The sequence below is a fragment of the Microbulbifer marinus genome (genome assembly GCF_900107725.1).
GTDB classification, from domain to species: Bacteria; Pseudomonadota; Gammaproteobacteria; order Pseudomonadales; family Cellvibrionaceae; genus Microbulbifer; species Microbulbifer marinus.
Genome location: NZ_FNQO01000004.1, coordinates 208,569 through 228,449, shown reverse-complemented (window position 1 = coordinate 228,449; position 19,881 = coordinate 208,569). Strand labels below are relative to the sequence as shown.

The 19,881-nt window shown below is 61.1% G+C and carries 15 protein-coding genes and 2 tRNA genes; 9 read left to right on the top strand and 8 right to left on the bottom strand.

Annotated elements, in window-relative coordinates; genetic code table 11:
• Positions 1-144 precede the first annotated feature (144 nt).
• Complete coding sequence (locus BLW36_RS15455) at positions 145-4,392, top strand: hypothetical protein (RefSeq protein ID WP_091390801.1); 4,248 nt, start codon at positions 145-147, stop codon at positions 4,390-4,392.
• Positions 4,393-4,495: 103 nt separating this feature from the next.
• Here BLW36_RS15455 and BLW36_RS15450 read toward each other — a convergent pair.
• Together BLW36_RS15450 and BLW36_RS15445 are read right to left on the bottom strand one after the other, a co-directional pair.
• Positions 4,496-4,582, bottom strand: a tRNA-Leu gene (locus BLW36_RS15450).
• Between the two features lie 184 nt (positions 4,583-4,766).
• Positions 4,767-4,853 (bottom strand) — tRNA-Leu (locus tag BLW36_RS15445).
• A gap of 246 nt (positions 4,854-5,099) precedes the next feature.
• Here BLW36_RS15445 and rnr point away from each other — a divergent pair.
• Together rnr and rlmB are read left to right on the top strand one after the other, a co-directional pair.
• The gene (gene rnr, locus BLW36_RS15440) at positions 5,100-7,787 is read left to right on the top strand and encodes a ribonuclease R (RefSeq protein WP_091390799.1); all 2,688 of its coding nucleotides are present in this window, start codon (positions 5,100-5,102) and stop codon (positions 7,785-7,787) included.
• Between the two features lie 12 nt (positions 7,788-7,799).
• Positions 7,800-8,555, top strand: a complete 756-nt coding sequence (gene rlmB / locus BLW36_RS15435) for a 23S rRNA (guanosine(2251)-2'-O)-methyltransferase RlmB (protein WP_091390797.1) — start codon at positions 7,800-7,802, stop codon at positions 8,553-8,555.
• A gap of 217 nt (positions 8,556-8,772) precedes the next feature.
• Here rlmB and BLW36_RS15430 read toward each other — a convergent pair whose 3' ends face one another.
• A complete protein-coding gene (locus tag BLW36_RS15430; RefSeq protein WP_091390785.1) occupies positions 8,773-9,480 on the bottom strand; it encodes a 2OG-Fe(II) oxygenase in 708 nt (235 codons plus the stop codon).
• A gap of 107 nt (positions 9,481-9,587) precedes the next feature.
• Positions 9,588-10,439 (bottom strand): alpha/beta fold hydrolase, encoded by an 852-nt coding sequence (locus BLW36_RS15425; RefSeq protein WP_091390783.1) that lies wholly within the window; start codon positions 10,437-10,439, stop codon positions 9,588-9,590.
• Positions 10,440-10,724: 285 nt separating this feature from the next.
• Here BLW36_RS15425 and rpsF point away from each other — a divergent pair, with 285 nt between their 5' ends.
• From rpsF to BLW36_RS15395, 6 genes are all read left to right on the top strand, one after another.
• On the top strand, positions 10,725-11,177 hold the full coding sequence (gene rpsF / locus BLW36_RS15420; protein WP_091390782.1) for a 30S ribosomal protein S6: 453 nt from the start codon (positions 10,725-10,727) through the stop codon (positions 11,175-11,177).
• A gap of 12 nt (positions 11,178-11,189) precedes the next feature.
• Positions 11,190-11,420: a 30S ribosomal protein S18 gene (gene rpsR, locus BLW36_RS15415; RefSeq protein WP_067084304.1), complete on the top strand. Its 231-nt coding sequence runs from the start codon at positions 11,190-11,192 to the stop codon at positions 11,418-11,420.
• 54 nt (positions 11,421-11,474) lie between these two features.
• On the top strand, positions 11,475-12,305 hold the full coding sequence (locus BLW36_RS15410; protein ID WP_091390781.1) for a hypothetical protein: 831 nt from the start codon (positions 11,475-11,477) through the stop codon (positions 12,303-12,305).
• Positions 12,306-12,342: 37 nt separating this feature from the next.
• Positions 12,343-12,789 (top strand): 50S ribosomal protein L9, encoded by a 447-nt coding sequence (rplI, locus tag BLW36_RS15405; protein WP_091390779.1) that lies wholly within the window; start codon positions 12,343-12,345, stop codon positions 12,787-12,789.
• 112 nt (positions 12,790-12,901) lie between these two features.
• Positions 12,902-14,344 carry a replicative DNA helicase gene (gene dnaB, locus BLW36_RS15400; RefSeq protein WP_091390776.1) on the top strand — a complete coding sequence of 481 codons (1,443 nt, stop codon included), beginning with the start codon at positions 12,902-12,904 and terminating at the stop codon, positions 14,342-14,344.
• A 20-nt stretch (positions 14,345-14,364) separates the two neighbouring features.
• Positions 14,365-15,441 carry a winged helix-turn-helix domain-containing protein gene (locus BLW36_RS15395; protein ID WP_091390773.1) on the top strand — a complete coding sequence of 359 codons (1,077 nt, stop codon included), beginning with the start codon at positions 14,365-14,367 and terminating at the stop codon, positions 15,439-15,441.
• Here BLW36_RS15395 and BLW36_RS15390 read toward each other — a convergent pair whose 3' ends face one another.
• The 4 genes from BLW36_RS15390 to BLW36_RS15375 form a co-directional block, all read right to left on the bottom strand.
• Positions 15,442-16,107, bottom strand: coding sequence for a DUF6515 family protein (locus BLW36_RS15390; protein ID WP_091390770.1), 666 nt, complete (start codon positions 16,105-16,107; stop codon positions 15,442-15,444).
• Between the two features lie 122 nt (positions 16,108-16,229).
• Positions 16,230-17,108 (bottom strand): agmatinase, encoded by an 879-nt coding sequence (gene speB, locus BLW36_RS15385; protein ID WP_091390768.1) that lies wholly within the window; start codon positions 17,106-17,108, stop codon positions 16,230-16,232.
• 51 nt (positions 17,109-17,159) lie between these two features.
• Positions 17,160-18,416: a carboxynorspermidine decarboxylase gene (gene nspC, locus BLW36_RS15380; RefSeq protein WP_091390766.1), complete on the bottom strand. Its 1,257-nt coding sequence runs from the start codon at positions 18,414-18,416 to the stop codon at positions 17,160-17,162.
• A 189-nt stretch (positions 18,417-18,605) separates the two neighbouring features.
• A complete protein-coding gene (locus BLW36_RS15375; protein WP_091390764.1) occupies positions 18,606-19,799 on the bottom strand; it encodes a saccharopine dehydrogenase family protein in 1,194 nt (397 codons plus the stop codon).
• Between the last annotated feature and the right edge of the window lie 82 nt (positions 19,800-19,881).

Genomic DNA, 19,881 nt, shown 5'->3' with positions numbered 1-19,881 from the left:
CCTATCGGCCCTCTTCCTAGCCAACTCCACACCCTTGCACTAGTCTGGAATTGCGATGTCGTCGCTACATGCCGTTTTTGACTAGTGACGCCCGGACAAAGTTCGGGGGACACGCTATTTGGAGGGTTTTGTGAGGCAAGGGATATGGCTGCCAAGCGGAAGGATGAGAACGCTGAATCAGGGCCTCCCACCAGATTGACAAAAGGGTGGGTCGTCGTGCTGGCGGTGGTGTCGCTGGTAGTCTTCTATTTCTACCACCGCTACCAACAACAGCAGGAAGTCTTTATCAACACCCATTACTTTCGCACGCTGCAGGAGGCGGCCGAGAATTTCAACAATAGGCTCGATCAACTAGTCAGCCTGCATAAATGGGGGGAAAGTTTCACTACCACGATTGCTATTTTTCCAAGCTACCAATGGAACTGGGAAAACACTAAAAGTGATAAGTCGCAACACACCTGTTCGGAGGGGGCCAATAAGGACGAAAAGCGTACTCTGACTCCGCAGGAAAGCTTCAGATATTCTCTGGAATTCAATCAAGTGGAGATCCATTGCGGCTCTGCAGAAGTATCCCGCGTGTTGATTGGAGATATCCTCCCAAAACCCCGTAATGACTTTGCACTCTATATGATTGCCGATGCCGAGGGGCGTGTGCTGGGCAGTACCGGCGGGCTTTCCGGTCTGTTTGTGGCTGATACAAAGGAAATCAGCCGTCAGGTTCAGGAGCTTCGCGGGCGCCGTTGGGCGAATCTGTTGTCCCGTGAAGGTGCAGAAAAAGAACAAATAGATGAGCCATTGCCGGGACACAGCCACTACGTCGATATGGAATTGAGTTCAGGATCCTCACGGCTATTCATTCAACCGTTTCGCTTGCGCGACAAAATAACTCTGCAGGTCGCGGCGACGCCTGAAAATGAAGAAGGCGCGCCGCAAAAGAACGAAGTAGGTTCGCCGGATCAGTTCCTGTATCTGATTGGTGTGTTGCCAGACCGGTTGATCGCCCTGAAAGAGAGCAAACGCTGGAATCTGAGCCTGTTGCTTTTGTCGGTGCTGATCCTGATTTCCTGCTGGATCGTAGCTCGCCTGGTGATGCTGTCGAGAAACGAGCCGCTGAGAAGGGTGTTTTTCGGTACTACGCTGGTCTGCACCTATGCGGCCTTCATCATGATCGTTGCCGTGTGGATTGCCTATGGGGAAAGAGAGGCGGAGATTGACCGCAAGCAGGGAAAAGCGGCGCAGATGATAGATGTTATGCGGCGCGAGCTTGAGAAAGAGCTGTACTGGGTGTTTCGCGAGCTTGCGAGCTTTCATCGTTACTACTGGCTGAGAGTCAGTCATTTCGAACAAGAAGGGGAAGATGGCGGCGAGGTAGATCTTCTACCTCTTCCTGAAGAATGCATGGAATGTCCGTCGAGCAAGTCCCGGCGGATTGATGCTATCTGGGCGCGTAACAAGACGACGTACGAAAGACTGCACGGGATACCGCCGGATTTGAAATTAAAAGAAGGACTCTCCTACATCAGCCTCTTTGGTCGGGGGGCACGTTTTGCGAAGCGGGAAGATTCGCAAAAGGGCGGGGAAGACCCGCGCGTGCCGGGAGTTTGGTTTGATCCCGATGAGATGCGGCGATTGCGAGAGGGGCCAAAACTGATTGATGTTTTTCTGATGAATAAAAAAGGGCATCAAGTGTTGCCCAAATTCTATTTCATGGAGAGCAACAAACCACCTAACAGCTACGATCTCGCCTACAGGGACTATTTCAGTAAGGTGCGGACGCAGCAGGGGTGGAGTGGCGCGACGGTCTGTAATCCCGAGAGCGTTGGCCTGAGTGCCGCCCAGTGCGTCGTAGTGGACAATTTCTACATTCAGCGACTTCGCTATATGACCAGCGGTATAAAGGGCAGTGTGGTGAGTATGCCGCTGAAATTTCCGCCGTGGAAATCGCCTGCTACAGAAGAAGCACCCTGGCCGGTCGGAGATTATATTGTCGCAGCCGACGTCCTGCTGCCTTCTCTGTCACTGACTGAGTGGCGCGACCCTCTGTTGCTGCAGGATATGGTTGTCATGGTTGTCGACCGTGTTTCCGGCGAGGTCCTGTTCCATATGGATCACGAACGCTCGATGGTGGAGAACCTTTTTCACCCGGGGCAGGGCACAGCTGCCATCCGTCATGCTATCCGGTCCGGTATGTTCAGGGGAAAGACCATACCCGGGTACTACCAGGGCCGGTCCGGGGACTTTAAAGCGGGTACCCTGCCGGTGAGCCAGTGGGTCGCGGTGGTATTTATTCCCGACGACAATACCGACGAGCTGATGACGAATTTTTTCCTCGCAACCAGTGCGGGGATGGGGGCTGTCCTGCTGCTCGTTGCCGCTTTGCTCTACCTGATGCCGAATAGCATTCCAGGGCGCGCCCTAGCAAAATGGCTGTATATTCCCGAGGGGATAAATCGCAATTACGTCTTGGTGTTCAGCGCAATATTTATTGCCAGTGTGTTTCTGGGATTTCGTATCGGCTCCACACTGGAGCGTGAACTTGATTGGCGTGGCGCTTCCGAATACTTGTCCATTTTCGCCCTGCTGGTGCCCCTGGGCTGGGGGTGCAGGTCGTACCTCAAGCTGCGCGCCAGTGCGGCGGGCAGCGGCAGGAGCTCCATCCCTCCGGACAAGGGCTCCACAATCCTGGTGCTCCTGTTCCTCGCCGTCGGGCTGGCGGTCATTGTCCAGCTACACCGTGTGGGCGACCAGCCGCTAAAAGCGATGGAGTGGTACTACACAGGGAACCTCCACCAGGCCAGGCTCAGCAAGGAGTTGCAGGAACTGCAGGAGATCGCGTTGACCCGTTACCCGAATTCAATCAAACGCTATGGGGTCGATCCGCTGCAGCTGATGCCTATTTCGGACGAATGGCGATCGGACCTGACCTGCACCCGGGAGAGAATAGCGTCGGGTAAGCGGCATCTGCTGCCGGAAAATATCGGTTCCTTCGGTCAGCTCACTACCAGTACCCGGGTGGCTTCATGGGTTGACTGGTATTTGCTGGGCCTGCCGAAAAATTTTCCAAAATCTGAAGATTGTTACGAGAGAGGCGCAACTGGCGGTAAAGGCGGTGGCGCCGGCCGGTTTCTCCGAGGGCTATTGTACGTTGCGATCCAGGTCGTCGTGTTTGTACTTATCTGCCGCTTCTGGCTGATGTTTTACCGGAGAGTGATCATACCGCGGATGCTGGGTACCCCGGCCTTCCTGGCACATCTGGAACGCCTAGCGGAGCCTGAAGACCTGGGGCCCGGTTTCGCCCCCGATACTCGCCTTGTTATCGACCTGCGCGGAAACCCGCCGTCAGCCGACAACCTCAATGCAGTGCTACAACGGGCTGCCGATAATGAGTCCCAGAATGCCCGGGCACTGAACACGCTTGTCAGGAACTGCCCGGTGCTGCAGTCGGAAGAAAAACCGGATGCGTCTTTTCCCGGCGTCAGAATCAGTTGCCGGACGGACGGGCAGGGCATCTCGGTGTCACTCTCGCGACTGGATAACTGCTTCGCCCAGGCCGGCGATCGCGCGCATTTACTGTTGCTGATCGAGCAGCTGAAAGCAATGGTGTTGGCGCAGCAGCTTGACGAGCTCAGGGTGTGTTTCGAGTGCCACAGCTACGAAATATTGCTACTTGATGCCCACACTCTGGCTCCGGAGCTGCCGCAGCTCAGCAGTCTGGAAATGGCTCGCTGGTCCGAAGTGTTGATGGATTTCCGCGTGGAGCTGCCGGGCAGGCTGACCGAAAACCTCGATCCCGCGTTTATATACGACGAGTGCCGGGCCTCCGGGCAGTTGCGCTACCTGCTTCCGGAATTGGTCCCCGATGCGCCTCCCGAAGTCGTTACAGGCAAAATTAGGCGGCGCTGGCGGAAAATGTATGACCGGCATAAATCCGGCCAGGAGTGGGCATCGATCAATTGCATACTGCTCAAGGCCGGCGCCCTGTTCCGCTACCACTGGGAGGCCTGTTCCAGTTCCGGGAAGTTGGCCCTGTACTATCTGGCGAAAGGGAAGCGCGTCAACCCTGCCAACACGCAGTTGCTGGAGCAACTGGCAGTGTTCGGGTTGATCAGGATGGAGCAGGGTCGAATCCAGATTATCAACAACAGCTTCGCCTATTTCGTCCGACACGCCGAGAGTACGGAAAGCTTGGAGCGACTGTTAAAGAGTGGCCAGGAGGGGACCTGGACAAGCTACCGGTTGCCGGTAACTCTGATAGTACTGTTCCTAATGGGAGCTATCGCCGTCACCTCGGGCAATTCGATTTACCTGATTGCCGCATCGCTGATGGGACTCTTGGGTGCCGTCGGCAGCCTGGTCAGCAGCACACGGTTGATTCACGAGAGTCTAAAATAGCCGCTGCGAGGAGAGACCTGCTGCCTGGCCGGTACGCCCCTGCGGATCTGCGCCCCGCAAAACAAAAAAGGCCGACTCGCGAGAGTCGGCCTTTTTGCGGATATGGTGCCCAGGAGAAGACTTGAACTTCCACGACCGTAAGGTCACTAGCACCTGAAGCTAGCGCGTCTACCAATTCCGCCACCTGGGCAAGTCAACGGTGTTCGCCGTTGAGGACGCGCACTATAGAGATTTTCCGGAAGGTGTCAATTGTTCGTCGTGACTGCCCGACCGGGCGATGCCTTCGGCGTCAGTGTCCGCGGAGTGGGTGGCTGATTGGAGGGCGGAAGCACAAATAAAAAAGGCCGACTCTCGCGAGTCGGCCTTTTTGGAATTGGTGCCCAGGAGAAGACTTGAACTTCCACGACCTTTCGGTCACTAGCACCTGAAGCTAGCGCGTCTACCAATTCCGCCACCTGGGCAAATCAACGTGTGCTTCGTTGAGGACGCGCACTATAGAGATATGGCCTGGGGGTGTCAACGGTGCGCCTGCGCTTTTTTCAACTTTTTTCGCGGTGGTCGGGAAATGCACCGAAATCGCTTATACTGCGTGCAGTAGCGACTCTCCCTGAACCGGTAGTCACCGGTGCCAGTCGCCAGTCCAATTGCCGGATTCCCTCCGGAAGCCGCCGAAGCATGTGCGGCTACCTCGAACAACGGATGCTGTTTTGACTCAAAAGAAAACCTCAATTCACGATCTCGCCGATCCGCACGCGGAGCGCGAGGCGGAGAAATACGACAAACCTGTTCCCAGTCGGGAATTCCTGCTGCAACTGCTCGAGCAGCAGCCGGGCCCGGTGCCCTGGGAGACAGTCGCCGACCTGCTGGAAATCGAAGACGAAGATCGCCGCGAAGGCGTCCGCCGGCGTCTGATTGCCATGTCCCGCGACGGCCAGATCGCCAGTAACCGCGCCGGCGACTTCGGTGTGCTGGACAAGATGAGCCTGGTGCGCGGCCGCGTGATCGGTCACCGCGACGGCTTCGGTTTCGTGTCTCCTCGGGACGGCGGCGACGACCTGTACCTGTCCCACCGGCAGATGCGCAAGGTATTCGACGGCGACGAGGTGCTGGTGCGCGAGACCCCCGGCGGCTTCCGCGGCAAGCGCGAGGCGGCGGTGATCCGCGTCATCAAGCACAACACCACCGAGCTGGCCGGACGCCTGTTCCGCGAGAACGGCATCTGTTTCGTGCGCCCCGACAACCCGCGCATCAACCTCGACGTCATGGTGGCGGCCGAGCATTCCGCCGGTGCCGGTCACGGCCAGTACGTGGTGGTCAGGATCGTCACCCAGCCGAGCCGCGACACGCTGCCCCAGGGCGAAGTCACCGAGGTACTCGGCGACCACCTGGCACCGGGGATGGAGATCGATGTCGCCATCCGCAACTACGGCATACCCCACACGTGGCCGGCGGCACTGCAGGGGGAAGTGGACGAGATTCCCGACCAGGTAGAGGAAGCGGACAAGAAGGCACGTGTCGACCTGCGCCAGTTGCCGCTGGTCACCATCGACGGCGAGGATGCCCGGGATTTCGACGACGCGGTCTTCTGCGAGCTGCTGCCCGACGACAGCTGGAAACTGCTGGTGGCCATCGCCGACGTGTCCCACTACGTACGCCCGGGCACGGCACTGGACGAGGAGGCGCACGGCCGCGGCAACTCGGTCTACTTCCCCGATTTCGTCGTGCCGATGCTGCCGGAGAAACTGTCCAATGGCCTCTGTTCCCTGAACCCGGAGGTGGATCGGCTGTGTATGGTGTGCGAGATGCATATCGACCGCAGTGGCCAGATTCGCGACTTCCGCTTCTTCGAGGGCGTCATGCGCAGCCATGCGCGCCTGACCTACACCCAGGTGGGGCAGGTGCTCGACGAGCGTGACAACCGCGCTTCCGGTTTGCGCAAACATTACGCTGCGCTGGTTCCGCACCTGGATAACCTGCACGACCTGTACAAGGCACTGCGCGGTGCCCGCGACCGCCGCGGCGCCATCGATTTCGAAACCACCGAAACGCGCATTATTTTCGACGCCAACCGCAAGATTGAGCGGATTGTGCCGGTGACCCGCAACGATGCCCATAAGCTGATCGAGGAGTGCATGCTCGCCGCCAATGTCTGTGCGGCAGAGCTGATGGAGCTGTCGGAGCTGCCGGCACTCTACCGCGTGCATGATTCGCCCAAAGAGGAGAAGCTCAGCAACCTGCGCGAATATCTCGGCGAACTGGGCCTGCGCCTGCCCGGCGGCAGCGAGCCGCAGCCGAGCGACTTCCAGATGCTGCTGGAGCAGGTCGAGGGGCGCGCCGATGCCCATATCATTCAGATGATGATGCTGCGCTCGATGAACCAGGCGGTGTACCAGCCGGAGAATCGCGGCCACTTCGGGCTCGATTACCGCGCCTATGCCCACTTTACCTCGCCGATCCGCCGTTACCCGGATCTGCTGCTGCACCGTGCCTTGCGCTGGCTGATCCGCAACGGCAGCGCCAATGAGCGCGCGGTGGCGAAAAAGGTGCATTCGGTACCCGGTGCCGAGGCGATCGAGCGCGAGCAGATACTGCCTTACGACACGCCGGCGATGGTGCAGCTGGGCGAGCACTGCTCCATGACCGAGCGCCGCGCCGATGACGCCACCCGCGATGTGGTCAGCTGGCTGAAGTGCGAATACCTGCAAGACCATGTCGGCGAGGTCTATCCGGGCGTGATCAGTGCGGTGACCGGCTTCGGCCTGTTTGTCGAACTGGACGATCTCTATGTCGAGGGGCTGATCCATGTCACCGCTTTGCCAAAGGATTATTACCGCTTCGAGCAGGCCCACCAGCGCCTGATCGGCGAGCGCAGTGGCAAGCGCTATCACCTGGGCGATTCGGTTACCGTGCAGGTGGCGCGCGTCGACCTGGAAGAGCGCAAGGTGGATTTCACGCTGGAGGAACTGGTGCCGAGAGCCAAGCGCGAGTCGACCAAAGTGAGTGCGCGCGCGATGGAGATGGCGGTGGCGCATCAGCAGGAACGCGAGCGCCGCGGCAAGGCGGCTGCGGAAAAGAAAGACACGAGCCAGAAACGCAGCACTAGCCCCTGGGCGCGACATGCGGAAACGCCTGCCGGGGAAACGCCGTTCCGCAAGCGCAAGGTCGGTTCCACCGAGGCGGTGCCGGTTGCCGCCCAGCCGGAGAAGCCGGCGGAGGCGACAGAGGAAGAGGCGCCGAAGAAGCGCCGTGGTCCCAGGCGCACGCCGCCGCGCAAGGGCGGCAAGCGCCCGGCGGTGGCAGCACGCAAGGCGGCACACAAGGCCGCCAAAGCCAACACCAAGGCGAAAAATGGCAAGAAGAAAAAGTCTTCTGCCAAAGGTAAAAAGAAAAAGTAGTCGAGGGATAGTTTGAGCCAACAACTGGTTTACGGCCTGCACGCGGTGCAGGCACTGCTGAAGGGCTCCCCGCAGCAGGTGCGGGAATTACTGCTGCTGCGCGGGCGCAAAGATCAGCGCCTGCAGAAAATCATCCAGCAGGCGGAAAAAAATGATATCGCCGTGCGTTTCGTCGATCGCCGCGCACTGGACGAAAAAGTCGGCGACGACGGCAACCACCAGGGTGTGGTGGCGGTGTGCGCCGGCCAGACCAAGGTCCATGATGAGCGCTTCCTGCAGGAGCTGCTGCAGCAACTGGAGGAGAGCAGTGAGGCACCATTCCTGCTGGTGCTCGACGGTGTTACCGACCCCCACAACCTCGGCGCCTGCCTGCGTTCGGCGGAGGCCGCGGGCGTGCACGCGGTCATCGCACCGAAGGACAAATCCGCGGGACTGACACCGACGGCGCGCAAGGTCGCCTGCGGTGCCGCGGAGGTGCTGCCGTTTGTCACCGTCACCAACCTCGCGCGCACCCTGCAGCAGCTACAGCAGGCCGGCGTGTGGATATTCGGCGCCGCCGGTGAGGCCGAACAGGATATTTACCAGAGCCAGTTGACCGGACCGATGGCGCTGGTGATGGGAGCTGAGGGCAGCGGGCTGCGCCGGCTGACCCGCGAACACTGCGACCATCTGATAAAGATTCCGATGGCCGGTGAGGTCAGCAGCCTGAACGTGTCCGTGGCGACCGGCGTGTGCCTGTTCGAAGCGGTGCGCCAGCGCAACGGCTGACGCGGCATTTCTCCCGCGGCTGTCTGCAGTCGCGGCTAGGGCCGTGCACGAGTCTTTTATGGTGCCGGGATGATCTATCACCCGGCATTTTATTTTTCCGCCTCGCCAAACATTTATTTGCGGTAATCGCTGCCCGCAGTCAGACCCCTCGACACTAAAAAATTCCACTAGATCACAGGATAAAAACTGCGGGTCGCGGCAATCTTTCCTCGTGCCGTTATTGGGGTGTGCCGTACAGCGCGCTGGCCGGCCGGTACATGACCCAGGAGGTGAGAATGTATTTGTCATGCGACTGCGGAACATTGCCGCGGTGTGTATGGGTAAAGCCACAGGGGGAAAGTATCAGGCTGCCTCTGCGCGGTTTGATCTTGGCGCCCTGATAGTGAAACTCGGTTTCCCCGCCTTCTTCGACATCGTTCAGGTACAGCAGCCAGAACAGGACTCGGTGCAGGGATTTCTGCGCGGGATCGCTGGGGTGCGGGTAGTGCTCGGAGTGCCAGTGATGGTAGCCACCCCGCGCCTTTTCATAATGTTGAAAGTTGATGCTGTCCAGCTGGTAGATGCCCGTAACCAGCATCTGTAGCTGCCGCTCGTTCAGATTGCCGATATCCTCGCTGTGCAGATTGCGCGGCTGGCCGCTGGTCTCGTCGAGGATGGTCGGCGACAGGGCGCCGGTCAGCATGTGTGGGTAGCGCCGGCAGTATTCCATCAGGCCGCGAACCACCATGTTGTTGATGGTCGCGCATTCGTCGCGCCAGGATTCCAGCCCGGAGATCATTAGGTCGGAACTGGTTTTCTTGCTTTGATCGACGCCGGAGCCAGTGCGGCCCGGTTGTTTTTCCGCAGATTCGTCAAAGCGCTCAATCAGCCGGTCGCACATCTCCGCCGGCATGGCATTCTCGAACAGGCAAATCAGTGAATCCATTTCTCCATCCTGGGTAGCAAATTAACGCAGCGCAACGGCGGCTACCATAACAAGACGAATCAGCTCGGGATCACTGCAATAGCGCGCCGCCAGACAGCGTGCAGGCGCTAGCCGGTTACGGTCGCGGCTGGTTTCGCTACTCCTCCCGGTTCCAGCCATTCGTCGACCGCTGCGGCAACCGGTCCCGGATTCTTGATCCAGCTCAGGTGGGGGTTGCCCTTCGGGTAGGTCGCCGGCAGTTGCCGGGCTTCGCCACCGGTAATCGCCGCAAGCCTGCGCGTGGCCTGCAGCGGGGCAAACGGGTCTCCGTGCAGCGCGATATGCAGCGTCGGCTGCGCGCCCTGCGGCGCCGTAGAAAAGCGCTTCTCCGGCGCGAACTGCCCGCTGAAGATCGAGCGCGACCAGTCTGTCATCAGGCCTCGGGCTTCGCGTCCGCCGAAACCGAGCCGTGCGCCGGGGAAGTAGCCGAGCAGGTTGGCGACGATACCGGCCAGCGCTGCGGCCCCGAGCAGCTGCAACCGCTGTGCCCCCCGCCAGCAGCGGTAGTGGATATGTCCCGCGGCGACGCTGACGATCCTGGCGTCGCCGGTCAGTCCGGCCCTGGCCGCCAGCGTCGCGGTCTGGCCGCCGATGCTGTGGCCGAGAATCAGCGCCGGCCCGCGGCCGAACTGCTGTTGCAGCAACCGCAGCAGCTGCGGAATAAAGGTGAGCACCAGGTCGCTGTAACCGTAGTCGGCGCCGCGGTGGGGTCGGGGATGGCTGCCTCCCGTGCCGGGCAGCTCGGTGACCGCGGTGTGGTAGCCGCGCTCGTGCAGCTCCTGTTGCAGCAGCGCATATTTGGCCGCCGGCACGCCCAGAGCCGGCAGGATCAGTGCCAGTGGGCCGTCGCCATTGAGGTGGCTGACACTGACCGGCACCTGAAATGGGCCAAACTTGAGGCTGAGGGTCCGCTGGTGCATCGCGTTTCTCGCAGTGGTGGCCGGATACTATAGCCAGTGGCGCCCCGCGCCCGGATGACCGATTCGCTCGTCCCGGTAGCCGTTTCCTCGCAAGGGGCGAGCGCCGCTCGATCCGCCGCTGGCCGGCCCGGCAGCGGTGTCGGGCCTGGGGGGATTGGTTAACTTGCAACCAAGAGGGCAAGTGCCTAGAATACGCCGCCCGCAATGTGCCCCCGCAAGTCGGCACGTTGCTCTCCTTGCCTCACCGGATTGCCCGGGAGGCTGTTTAACCCGTAAGGAGCGAAAATGCGTCATTACGAAATTGTATTCCTGGTCCACCCGGATCAGAGCGAGCAGGTCCCCGGTATGGTGGAGCGTTACACCGCTACCATCAAAGACAGCGGTGGCCAGGTTCACCGTCTGGAAGATTGGGGCCGTCGCCGTCTGGCTTACCCGATCAACAAGATCCACAAAGCGCACTACGTGCTGCTGAACGTCGAGTGCACGGAAGAGGCTCTGGAAGAGCTGACTACCAACTTCCGTTACAACGACGCGGTTCTGCGCAACCTGGTGATTCGCGAAGACGAAGCGATCACCGAAGAAAGCCCGATCATGAAGGCGGAAAAAGAGAGCCGCGAGCGCAAAGCTGCCCGCGCCGAGCGCGCTGAGCGCTCCGAACGTCGCGAGCGCTCCGAGCAGGAGTCCGATGACGAATCCGCGGAAGAGCAATCTTCCGATAACGCCGAAAGCGAAGAGTAAGGGGATTATCTGATGGCACGTTTTTTCCGTCGTCGTAAGTTCTGCCGTTTCACCGCTGAAGGCGTAAAGCGTATCGACTACAAAGATCTCGATACCCTGAAAGCCTACGTTTCTGAAACTGGCAAGATTGTTCCGAGCCGTATCACTGGCACCAAAGCCAAGTATCAGCGCCAGCTGGCCACTGCGGTCAAGCGCGCTCGCTACCTGGCCCTGCTGCCGTACACGGACAGCCACGAAGCCTAAGCCCAGAACTTAGGTTTTTGTGCTTAGACGCTTTACAAGAGAAGCTATCTAGAAGTGCGTGCCCTGGCTGAATTCATTATGCGCGGGCGCGTGCGGGCGGTGCTCATCACCATGGTGGGCATACCGCTGATCAGCCCGGCGGCGCTGGCTCTGGTGAGTCTGCGCCGCGGCAGCAGCGACGGCCTGATGGTTGTGGCCTGGGCCCTGCTGCCGGTGGTTGCCGCGGGCATGAGCGGCTATATGTCGCCGCTGATGACCGGCCTGGCGGCCAGCCATTTCGCCGCGGTTTTCTGCGGCGCGCTGGTACTGCGCAGCTCGCGCTCCTGGGGCGCTGCCCTGGTGGCGGTGACCGCGGTGGCCGCGGCGGGCATTCTGCTCACCGCCCAGTTCAGTGGCGGCCTGTTGCAGAGCCTGTTGCAGGCGGCGGAGGAATCCGGCGGCGGCCAGGCGGAACAGATGCAGCAGATATTCGGCAGCGAGCCGCTCGCGACCGGGTACCTGAGCTGGATCTCGGCCATTACGGCAACCCTGGCCCTGGTGCTGGGGCGCTACTGGCAGGCGCTGCTGTACAACCCCGGCGGTTTCCGCCAGGAGTTTCACCAGCTGCGCATGCCGCTACCGCTGGCGGCGGTTTGCATGCTGGTGTGGGTGTACAGCCTGGTGACCCAGGACTATGTGTTCTGGGGCGCGGTGATCGCCTTCCCGATGGTGGTGGCCGGCATCGCGCTGATTCACTGGCTGGTGGCCAGCCGCGGCTGGGGCCGCGGCCCACTGGTGGCGATGTACGTCATGCTGGTGATCGCGGCACTGCCACTGGCCGGATTCCTGTGCGGATTGGCACTGGTAGATAGCTGGATAGATATTCGCGGGCGCTCCGCTAAATAGGCGCGATCCGCACAAAACTGAAATTGAGGAAACCGAGATGGAAGTTATTCTGCTCGACAAAGTAGGCAAACTGGGCAATGTGGGCGACCGCGTTGAAGTCAAAGCCGGTTTTGGCCGCAACTTCCTGCTGCCGACTGGCAAGGCGATTCCGGCTACTGCAGCCAACGTCGCTGAGTTCGAAGCCAAGCGCGCTGAGCTGGAAGCTGCCGCAGCTGCCAAGGTGGCCGAGGCCGAGAGCCGCGCTACCAAGCTGGCTGACCTGGTTGTGACCATCACCGCCAATGCCGGTGACGAAGGCAAGCTGTTCGGCTCCATCGGCACCCGCGACATCGCCGATGCGATCACCGCTGGCGGCGTCGAAGTTGCCAAGGCCGAAGTGAAACTGCCGGAAGGCGCGCTGCGCGAAGTGGGCGAGTACGACGTTGACGTACAGCTGCACTCCGACGTAATCGCTACCGTTAAGGTAGTCATCGAAGCCGAATAAGGCTTTGATAGCTCGCGGCTGCTGCCGGATGGCGCCAGCCGCGCTACAATCGGGCGCTGGATTCCTGAGAGGATTCAGCGCCTGTTTTGTTTCTGGTAGCCAGTAAAGCCGCATGAACGACGAATACGCCGTCCCCGACGCAGAATTGCAGACCGAAGAGACCTCGCCACTGCCCCACTCAGTGGAGGCGGAACAGTCTGTGCTGGGCGGCCTGATGCTGGATCCGGGCCGCATCGATGCCGTCGCCGAACAGCTCAGCGAGGAGGACTTCTTCGTCGCCAGTCACCGCAAGATCTTTGCGGTCATGGGCGCGCTGACCGATGGCGAGCAACCGCTCGATATCGTCACCCTGGCGGAAGCCCTGGCCAGCCGCGACCTGCTGGCCGAGGTCGGCGGCCCCGCCTACCTGGCCGAACTGGCCGAGAATACCCCGTCCGCGGCGAATATCGTCGCCTACGCCAAGATAGTGCGCGAGCGCTCCATGCTGCGCCAGCTGATCGCCGCCGCCGGTGAGATCAGCCGCACCAGCTTCAACCCCGGCGGCCTCGCCTCCGCCGATCTGCTGCAGATGGCCGAGCGCCGCGTCACCGAGATCGCCGAGGGGCGCGCGAAAGACGGCGGCTTCGTCGGCGTCGACGCGCTGCTGAAGCAGACCGTCGAGCGCATCGACGAGCTGTTCAAGACCGAGGGCGATATCACCGGCCTCAGTACCGGCCTCACCGAGCTGGACCAGCGCACGTCCGGCTGGCAGCCGGGCGAACTGATCATCCTCGCCGCGCGTCCGTCGATGGGTAAGACCGCGCTGGCGCTGAACTTTATCGAAGCGGCGATGCTGAGCCAGGAGCGCCCGACGATGATCTTCAGTATGGAGATGCCGTCTGACAGCCTGGTCATGCGGATGCTGTCGTCCATCGGCCGCATCGACCAGGGCCGCATCAGGAACGGCAAGCTGCAGGAAGAGGACTGGCCCAAGCTGTCCAGCGCGGTGCAGAAGATGAAGGGCAAGGCCCTGTACATCGATGACACCCCGGCGCTGAGCCCGAGCGAGGTGCGGGCGCGGGTCAAGCGCACGGTGCGCGACCACACCAACAAGCTGATGCGCGACAACCCGCAGATGACCCGTGAGGAAGCCGAGGCCAAGAGCATGCCGGCGATGGTCATGCTCGACTACCTGCAGCTGATGCAGGTGAAAGGCTCCACCGAGGGCCGCACCCAGGAGATCTCCGAGATCTCGCGCTCGCTGAAGGGGCTGGCGAAGGAATACAACTGTCCGGTGATCGCGCTGTCGCAGCTGAACCGCGGCGTGGAACAGCGCCCGAACAAGCGGCCGATGAACTCCGACCTGCGGGAATCCGGCGCCATCGAGCAGGACGCCGACGTGATCCTGTTCATCTACCGCGACGAGTACTACAACGAGGACAGTCCGGACAAGGGCATGGCCGAACTGATTATCGGCAAGCAGCGTAACGGTGAGATCGGCACCTGCCGCGCCGCTTTCGTCGGCAAGTACACCCGCTTCGACAACCTGGCGCCGGAATACTACCAGGGGGATTGATCCCAGTTAGAGGGGCAGGCTTGCTTTCCGACAAAGAAATCTGCGCGCTGCTGATCGAGCGCCAGTACATCCACCGCCCCTGGCGCGGCGACCTGGCATCCCTGGTCCGCCACCTCGGCGCGCTGCAGCTAGATGCGATCCAGCGCATTACCCGCGCCCACCATCACCAGCTCTACAACCGCCTGCCGCGCTACCGGGAATCGCACCTGGCACAGGCGGAGCAGCGCCGCGAGATCTTCGAATACTGGTCCCACGCCGCCGCCTACCTGCCGATGGAACACTATCGCTTTGCCCGCGTGCGCATGGACCGCATCCGCGACGGACAGCGGCACTGGTTCGAAAAGAACGCCAAACTCTGCCGCTATGTGCTGGATCGGGTGCGCGCCGAGGGGCAGTTGAAGGCCAGCGATTTCGTGCGCGCGAAAGGCGGCTGGTGGGAGTGGTCGGATGAAAAGAAGGCCCTGGAGCAGCTGTTCCACGAGGGCGAGCTGATGGTCAGTCACCGCGCCGGTTTTCAGAAGGTATTCGACCTGCCGGAGCGGTTGCTACCGTCCGATATCCAGACGGACACCGCCAGCGACCTGGACTACGGTCGCCATCTGGTGCGGACTTTCCTGCGCTGCCATGGTGTCGGGCGGCTGGAGGAAATCGCCTACCTGCGCCGCCACGACAGACCACTGGTCGCCGCCGCGGTCGAGCAGATGCTGCGCAGCGGCGAACTGATCCCGCAGGGCAGCGAGTTGATGCTGGCCGAAGAGTCGTCGCCGCCGGCGCGGGTGCCGCGCCGGGTGCGCCTGTTGTCGCCGTTCGACCCGCTGGTGCTGCAGCGCAAGCGCCTGAAGCGGCTGTTCGGCTTCGATTACCAGCTGGAGTGCTATCTGCCGGCGCCGAAACGCCGCTACGGCTACTTCTGCCTGCCGATTCTCTATGGCGACCGCTTTGCCGGGGTCGTGGACCTGAAGGCGGACCGGGAAGGGGGACTGCTGCGCGTCGAGGCGCTGCACTGGAGTGCGAAGCCCGGTGCGGCGCTGCTGGCCAGTTTCAACCGGGCAGTGGGGCAGTTCGCCCGCTTTCACGGGCTGGCAGCGGCGCGCTGACTAGAGCCGCACCACCACGTACACCTCGCGGCCGTCCCGCTGGGTCGGCATGAAGTAGTCATTGCCGTAGCGGTAGTACTGCACGCCGTTGATCACCTCGGCCGTATAGCCGGGAGGCAGGGACTCGAGCACCTCGCCCGGCGCATAGCCCGACGGTCCACCGGCTACCGGCGCGCCGCCCGCCGGCGGCGGGGCCGCGACCGGGGCGCCGGCGGGCGGCGGTACCACCACATAGGCGCGGTGGGCGGGATGCCATTGATAATAGGCGTCGGCGTACTGGTAATAGGTGAAGCCGCCGATCTGTATTTGCACGGCACTGGCGGGCAGGGACAGCACGGACGCCCCCAGCGGCGCCGACACCACGACGTAGCCGGACGGGGCCGGGCGGTAGAAATAGCCACCATGGTAGTAGTAAGGGTTGCCGCCCACGGCCAGGCTGATATAGCCGGCCGGCAATATCGGCGCGACGAAGCCGATAGAGATGCGCGGGCCCCGGCGGTAGCGGGGGCCGTGATGGTGGTGTCGCTTCCAGTGCTTGTACGGGTGGTGATAGCCGCTCCCGCCGCGCTCATAGCCGCGCGGCGCCGCATCGGCCGGGGGGCTGAAGGCGAATGCCGCCAGCGCGAGCAGGCCCAGGGCGCCGAGCAGGGCTTTTAGTGTTTTCACAGCCTCTCCCGCGAAGTGATTACTTACATAGGTTAAATTTTAACCCTTGTGGCGAGGCTTTGGCCACGCCCGCGCGTTAAGAAGTGTCAAACGACGCCGCGATCAGCGGCGCCTGCGCCGTGCTAAGCCTTTCTGGTGCGTTGCACTATGCCCATCAGCTTGTAGAGCAGCTGCGCGGCGGCGAAATCGTAGGCGTGGAAGCCCTCGATCGGCGCGAATTCCAGCAGATCGAACCCGATGATCTCACGCTGCTTTGCCACCGATTCGAACAGGTTCAGGGTCTGGTACCAGCCGAGGCCACCGGGTACCGGCGTGCCGGTGGAGGGGAAGACCGACGGGTCGATACCGTCCACGTCCAGCGTGAAGAACACCTTGGACGGGAAGTCGGCCGGTAGCTCGAACTCCTGCACATTGGTCGGCACCAGTTGGTGGGCGTCCAGGTAGTGCACACCGTATTTGTCCCGCGCGCCCATTTCCTCCTCGCAGTAGGCGCGGATGCCGAGCTGGAACAGCGGGATTCCCGCCTCCACTACCAGCCGCATCACGCTGGCGTGGCTGTGCTTCTGGCCTTCATAGCGGTCGCGCAGGTCGGCGTGGGCGTCTATCTGCACTACGCCGAAGTCCTCGATCCCGGCGTCCAGGTAGCCTTTGATCACGCCCCAAGTGACCGAATGTTCGCCGCCGATACCCACCGGCATCTTGCCCGCCTCGAGGATCTCCCGTGTGGCAGCGGCGATATTGTCCATCACCTGCTCGGGCGCACCGCTGACATTGACCGGCGAACGGGTGTAAATACCCAGCTCGCAGGGGGAGGAGAAGTTGTCGAACGTTTCCAGCTGCCACGAGGCCTCGAGGATTGCCGCCGGCCCTTTGCCGGTGCCGCCGCCGTAGGACACGGTTTCCTCGTAGGGGATGGGTACTACGTGGAAAAAAGCGTCTTCCGGTTTCGGCTGCTCGATTTCGGAGCCGAGGAATATGGGATAGTCGTTTTCTGACAGCATTCTTTTACACCTGGTAATACGGGGCGGCCCCAATCTCTGGAGCGGATTAAGTTAAGCACATCCGCCATCTGTACCGGCAGGCGCGCTTCGGGGTTCCACCGGCTGTGGATTCGGGCCGGACAGCCGCCCTTTGAAATCCTCGTAGCCGAATTCCTTGACGATTTTCAGCTCGTCGGTGCTGGAGTTCCACAGCGCGATCGCCGGCAGCGGGATACCGTTGAAGGTGTTGGTCTTGACCATCGTGTAGTAGGCCATCTCCTCGAACACCAGGCGGTCGCCGACCTTGAGCGGATCGTTGAAGCTGTACTCGCCGATACTGTCACCGGCCAGGCAGCTCTGGCCGCCAAGACGGTAGTCGTGCGGCAGTTCGCCCGGGCGGGCGGCACCGGTGATCTCGGGGCGATAGGGCATCTCCAGCACATCCGGCATATGGCAGGTGGCGGATGCGTCGAGTATCGCCTGGTTCTCGCCGTTCCAGGCGATATCCACCACCTCGGCTACCAGTATGCCGGCAAACAGCGAGATGGCCTCGCCCGGCTCCAGGTAGACCTGCACATCGTGCTTGTCGGAAAAGGCGCGCACCGCATCCACCAGTTCGTCCACCTGGTAGTCGCGACGGGTGATATGGTGGCCGCCGCCGAAGTTGATCCACTCCATCTGCGGAATCAGGTCGCCGAATTTCTCCTCCACCGCCGCGATGGTGCGTTCCAGCGGTTTGAAATCCTGCTCGCACAGGGTGTGGAAATGCAGGCCGCTGATACCGTCGAGATCCTCGCCGTCAAACAGCGAGCGCACTATGCCGAGGCGCGAACAGGGCGCGCAGGGATCGTAGAGTTCCGTGTGTCCCTCGGAATGCTCGGGATTGATACGCAAGCCGAAGCGCAGTTCCGGACGCTGCTGCTGCGCTTCCAGGCACAGGCTCTTGTAGCGCTTCCACTGGGAGAAGGAATTGAAAATCACGTGGTGGGCGAACTGCAGAATCTCCTTCAGTTCGTCCTCCTTGTAGCCGGCGCTGAATACGTGCACCTCTTTGCCGAGATCCTTGCCGCCGTACTCCTCGTAACCGAGCTTGGCCTCGTATAGGCCGCTGGCGCAGGTGCCGGACAGGTACTCGGCCACGATAGGCCCGGTGCTCCACATCGAGAACGCCTTCAGTGCCGCCAGTACCTTGGCGCCGCTGCGCTGTTGCACATCCGCGAGTAATTCTAGGTTGTCGCGCAGCGCCCGTTCGTCGACGACGAAACAGGGCGATGGGACACGCTTGGGGTCGAAACTGCCGAAATAGTCGATACGCGGAGTTAGATCCATAGATTCACTCGTTGATTGCGTTATGTTTTGCGCGCGCAATAGGAAGATGCGAAGGGGATGATGCCAGGCTCTCTTTGCGGGGCTGTCTGCGAGAGGGATCTCGCAGACAAGCCTACAGGGATGTATTTACGGCGCGGCCCGCAAAGAGAGCCTGGCAGCAGTCCCGCCCGGCATTCGCCATGTAATATATTATTTGAACGGCTTGTCCAGCCAGGTTTCCTGCCACGGCAGGCCGTACTTGTTCAGGTCTTCCATAAACGGATCGGGATCCAGCTGTTCCATATTCCAGACCCCCGGCTTCATCCACTTGCCCTCGAGCATCATCTTGGCACCGATCATGGCCGGCACACCGGTAGTGTAGGAGATGGCCTGGGACTGCACTTCCTTGTAACACTCCTGGTGATCGCTGATGTTGTAGACGTAGTAGATCTTCTCTTCGCCATCTTTGGTACCGCGAATGATATTGCCGATACAGGTCTTGCCCTTGGTCAGCGGGCCGAGGCTGGCCGGATCCGGCAGCAGTGCCTTCAGGAACTGGATCGGTACAATCTCCTGGCCCTGAAATTCGATCGGCTCGATGCTGGTCATGCCGACATTCTGCAGCACTTCGAGGTGCTTCAGGTAACTGGCGCCGAAGGTCATCCAGAAACGCGCGCGCTCGATTTCCGGGAAGTGCTTTGACAGCGATTCCAGCTCCTCATGGTAGAGCAGGTAGATGTCCTTCTCGCCGATGCCGGCGGGGAAATCGAACACACGCTTCTCTTCCATCGGCTTGGTGGTTACCCACTCGCCGTTTTCCCAGTAGCGACCGTTAGCGGTGATCTCGCGAATATTGATCTCCGGGTTGAAATTGGTCGCGAACGGCAGGCCGTGATCGCCGGCGTTGCAGTCGATGATATCCAGGGTCTTGATGCGGTCGAAGTGGTGCTTCTTCGCATAGGCGGTGAACACACTGGTCACCCCTGGATCGAAACCACTGCCGAGCAGTGCCATCAGGCCGGCCTTCTCGAATTTATCCTGATAGGCCCACTGCCACTTGTACTCGAACTTGGCCTCTTCCGGCGGCTCGTAGTTGGCGGTATCCAGGTAGTGCACGCCGGTTTCCAGGCAGGCATCCATGATGTGCAGATCCTGGTAGGGCAGGGCGACGTTGATCACCATGTCCGGCTTCACTTTTTCGATCAGCTTGACCAGCTCCGGCACATTGTCCGCGTCCACTTCCGCGGTGTCGATTTTGCGCGGTAGCATCGCGGCGATCTTGTCGCACTTGCTCTTGGTGCGGCTGGCGAGGGTGATATTTTCAAATACTTCCGGTACCTGGGCGCACTTGTGTGCCACCACCTGACCGACGCCGCCGGCGCCGATGATCAGTACATTGGCCATTAAAATCTCCTTATTTTTGCGGTTCGGAAACCGCCGCTATTTTCAAAAGGCGTTGCGGATCTGTTCATCGAAGGTACCGCAG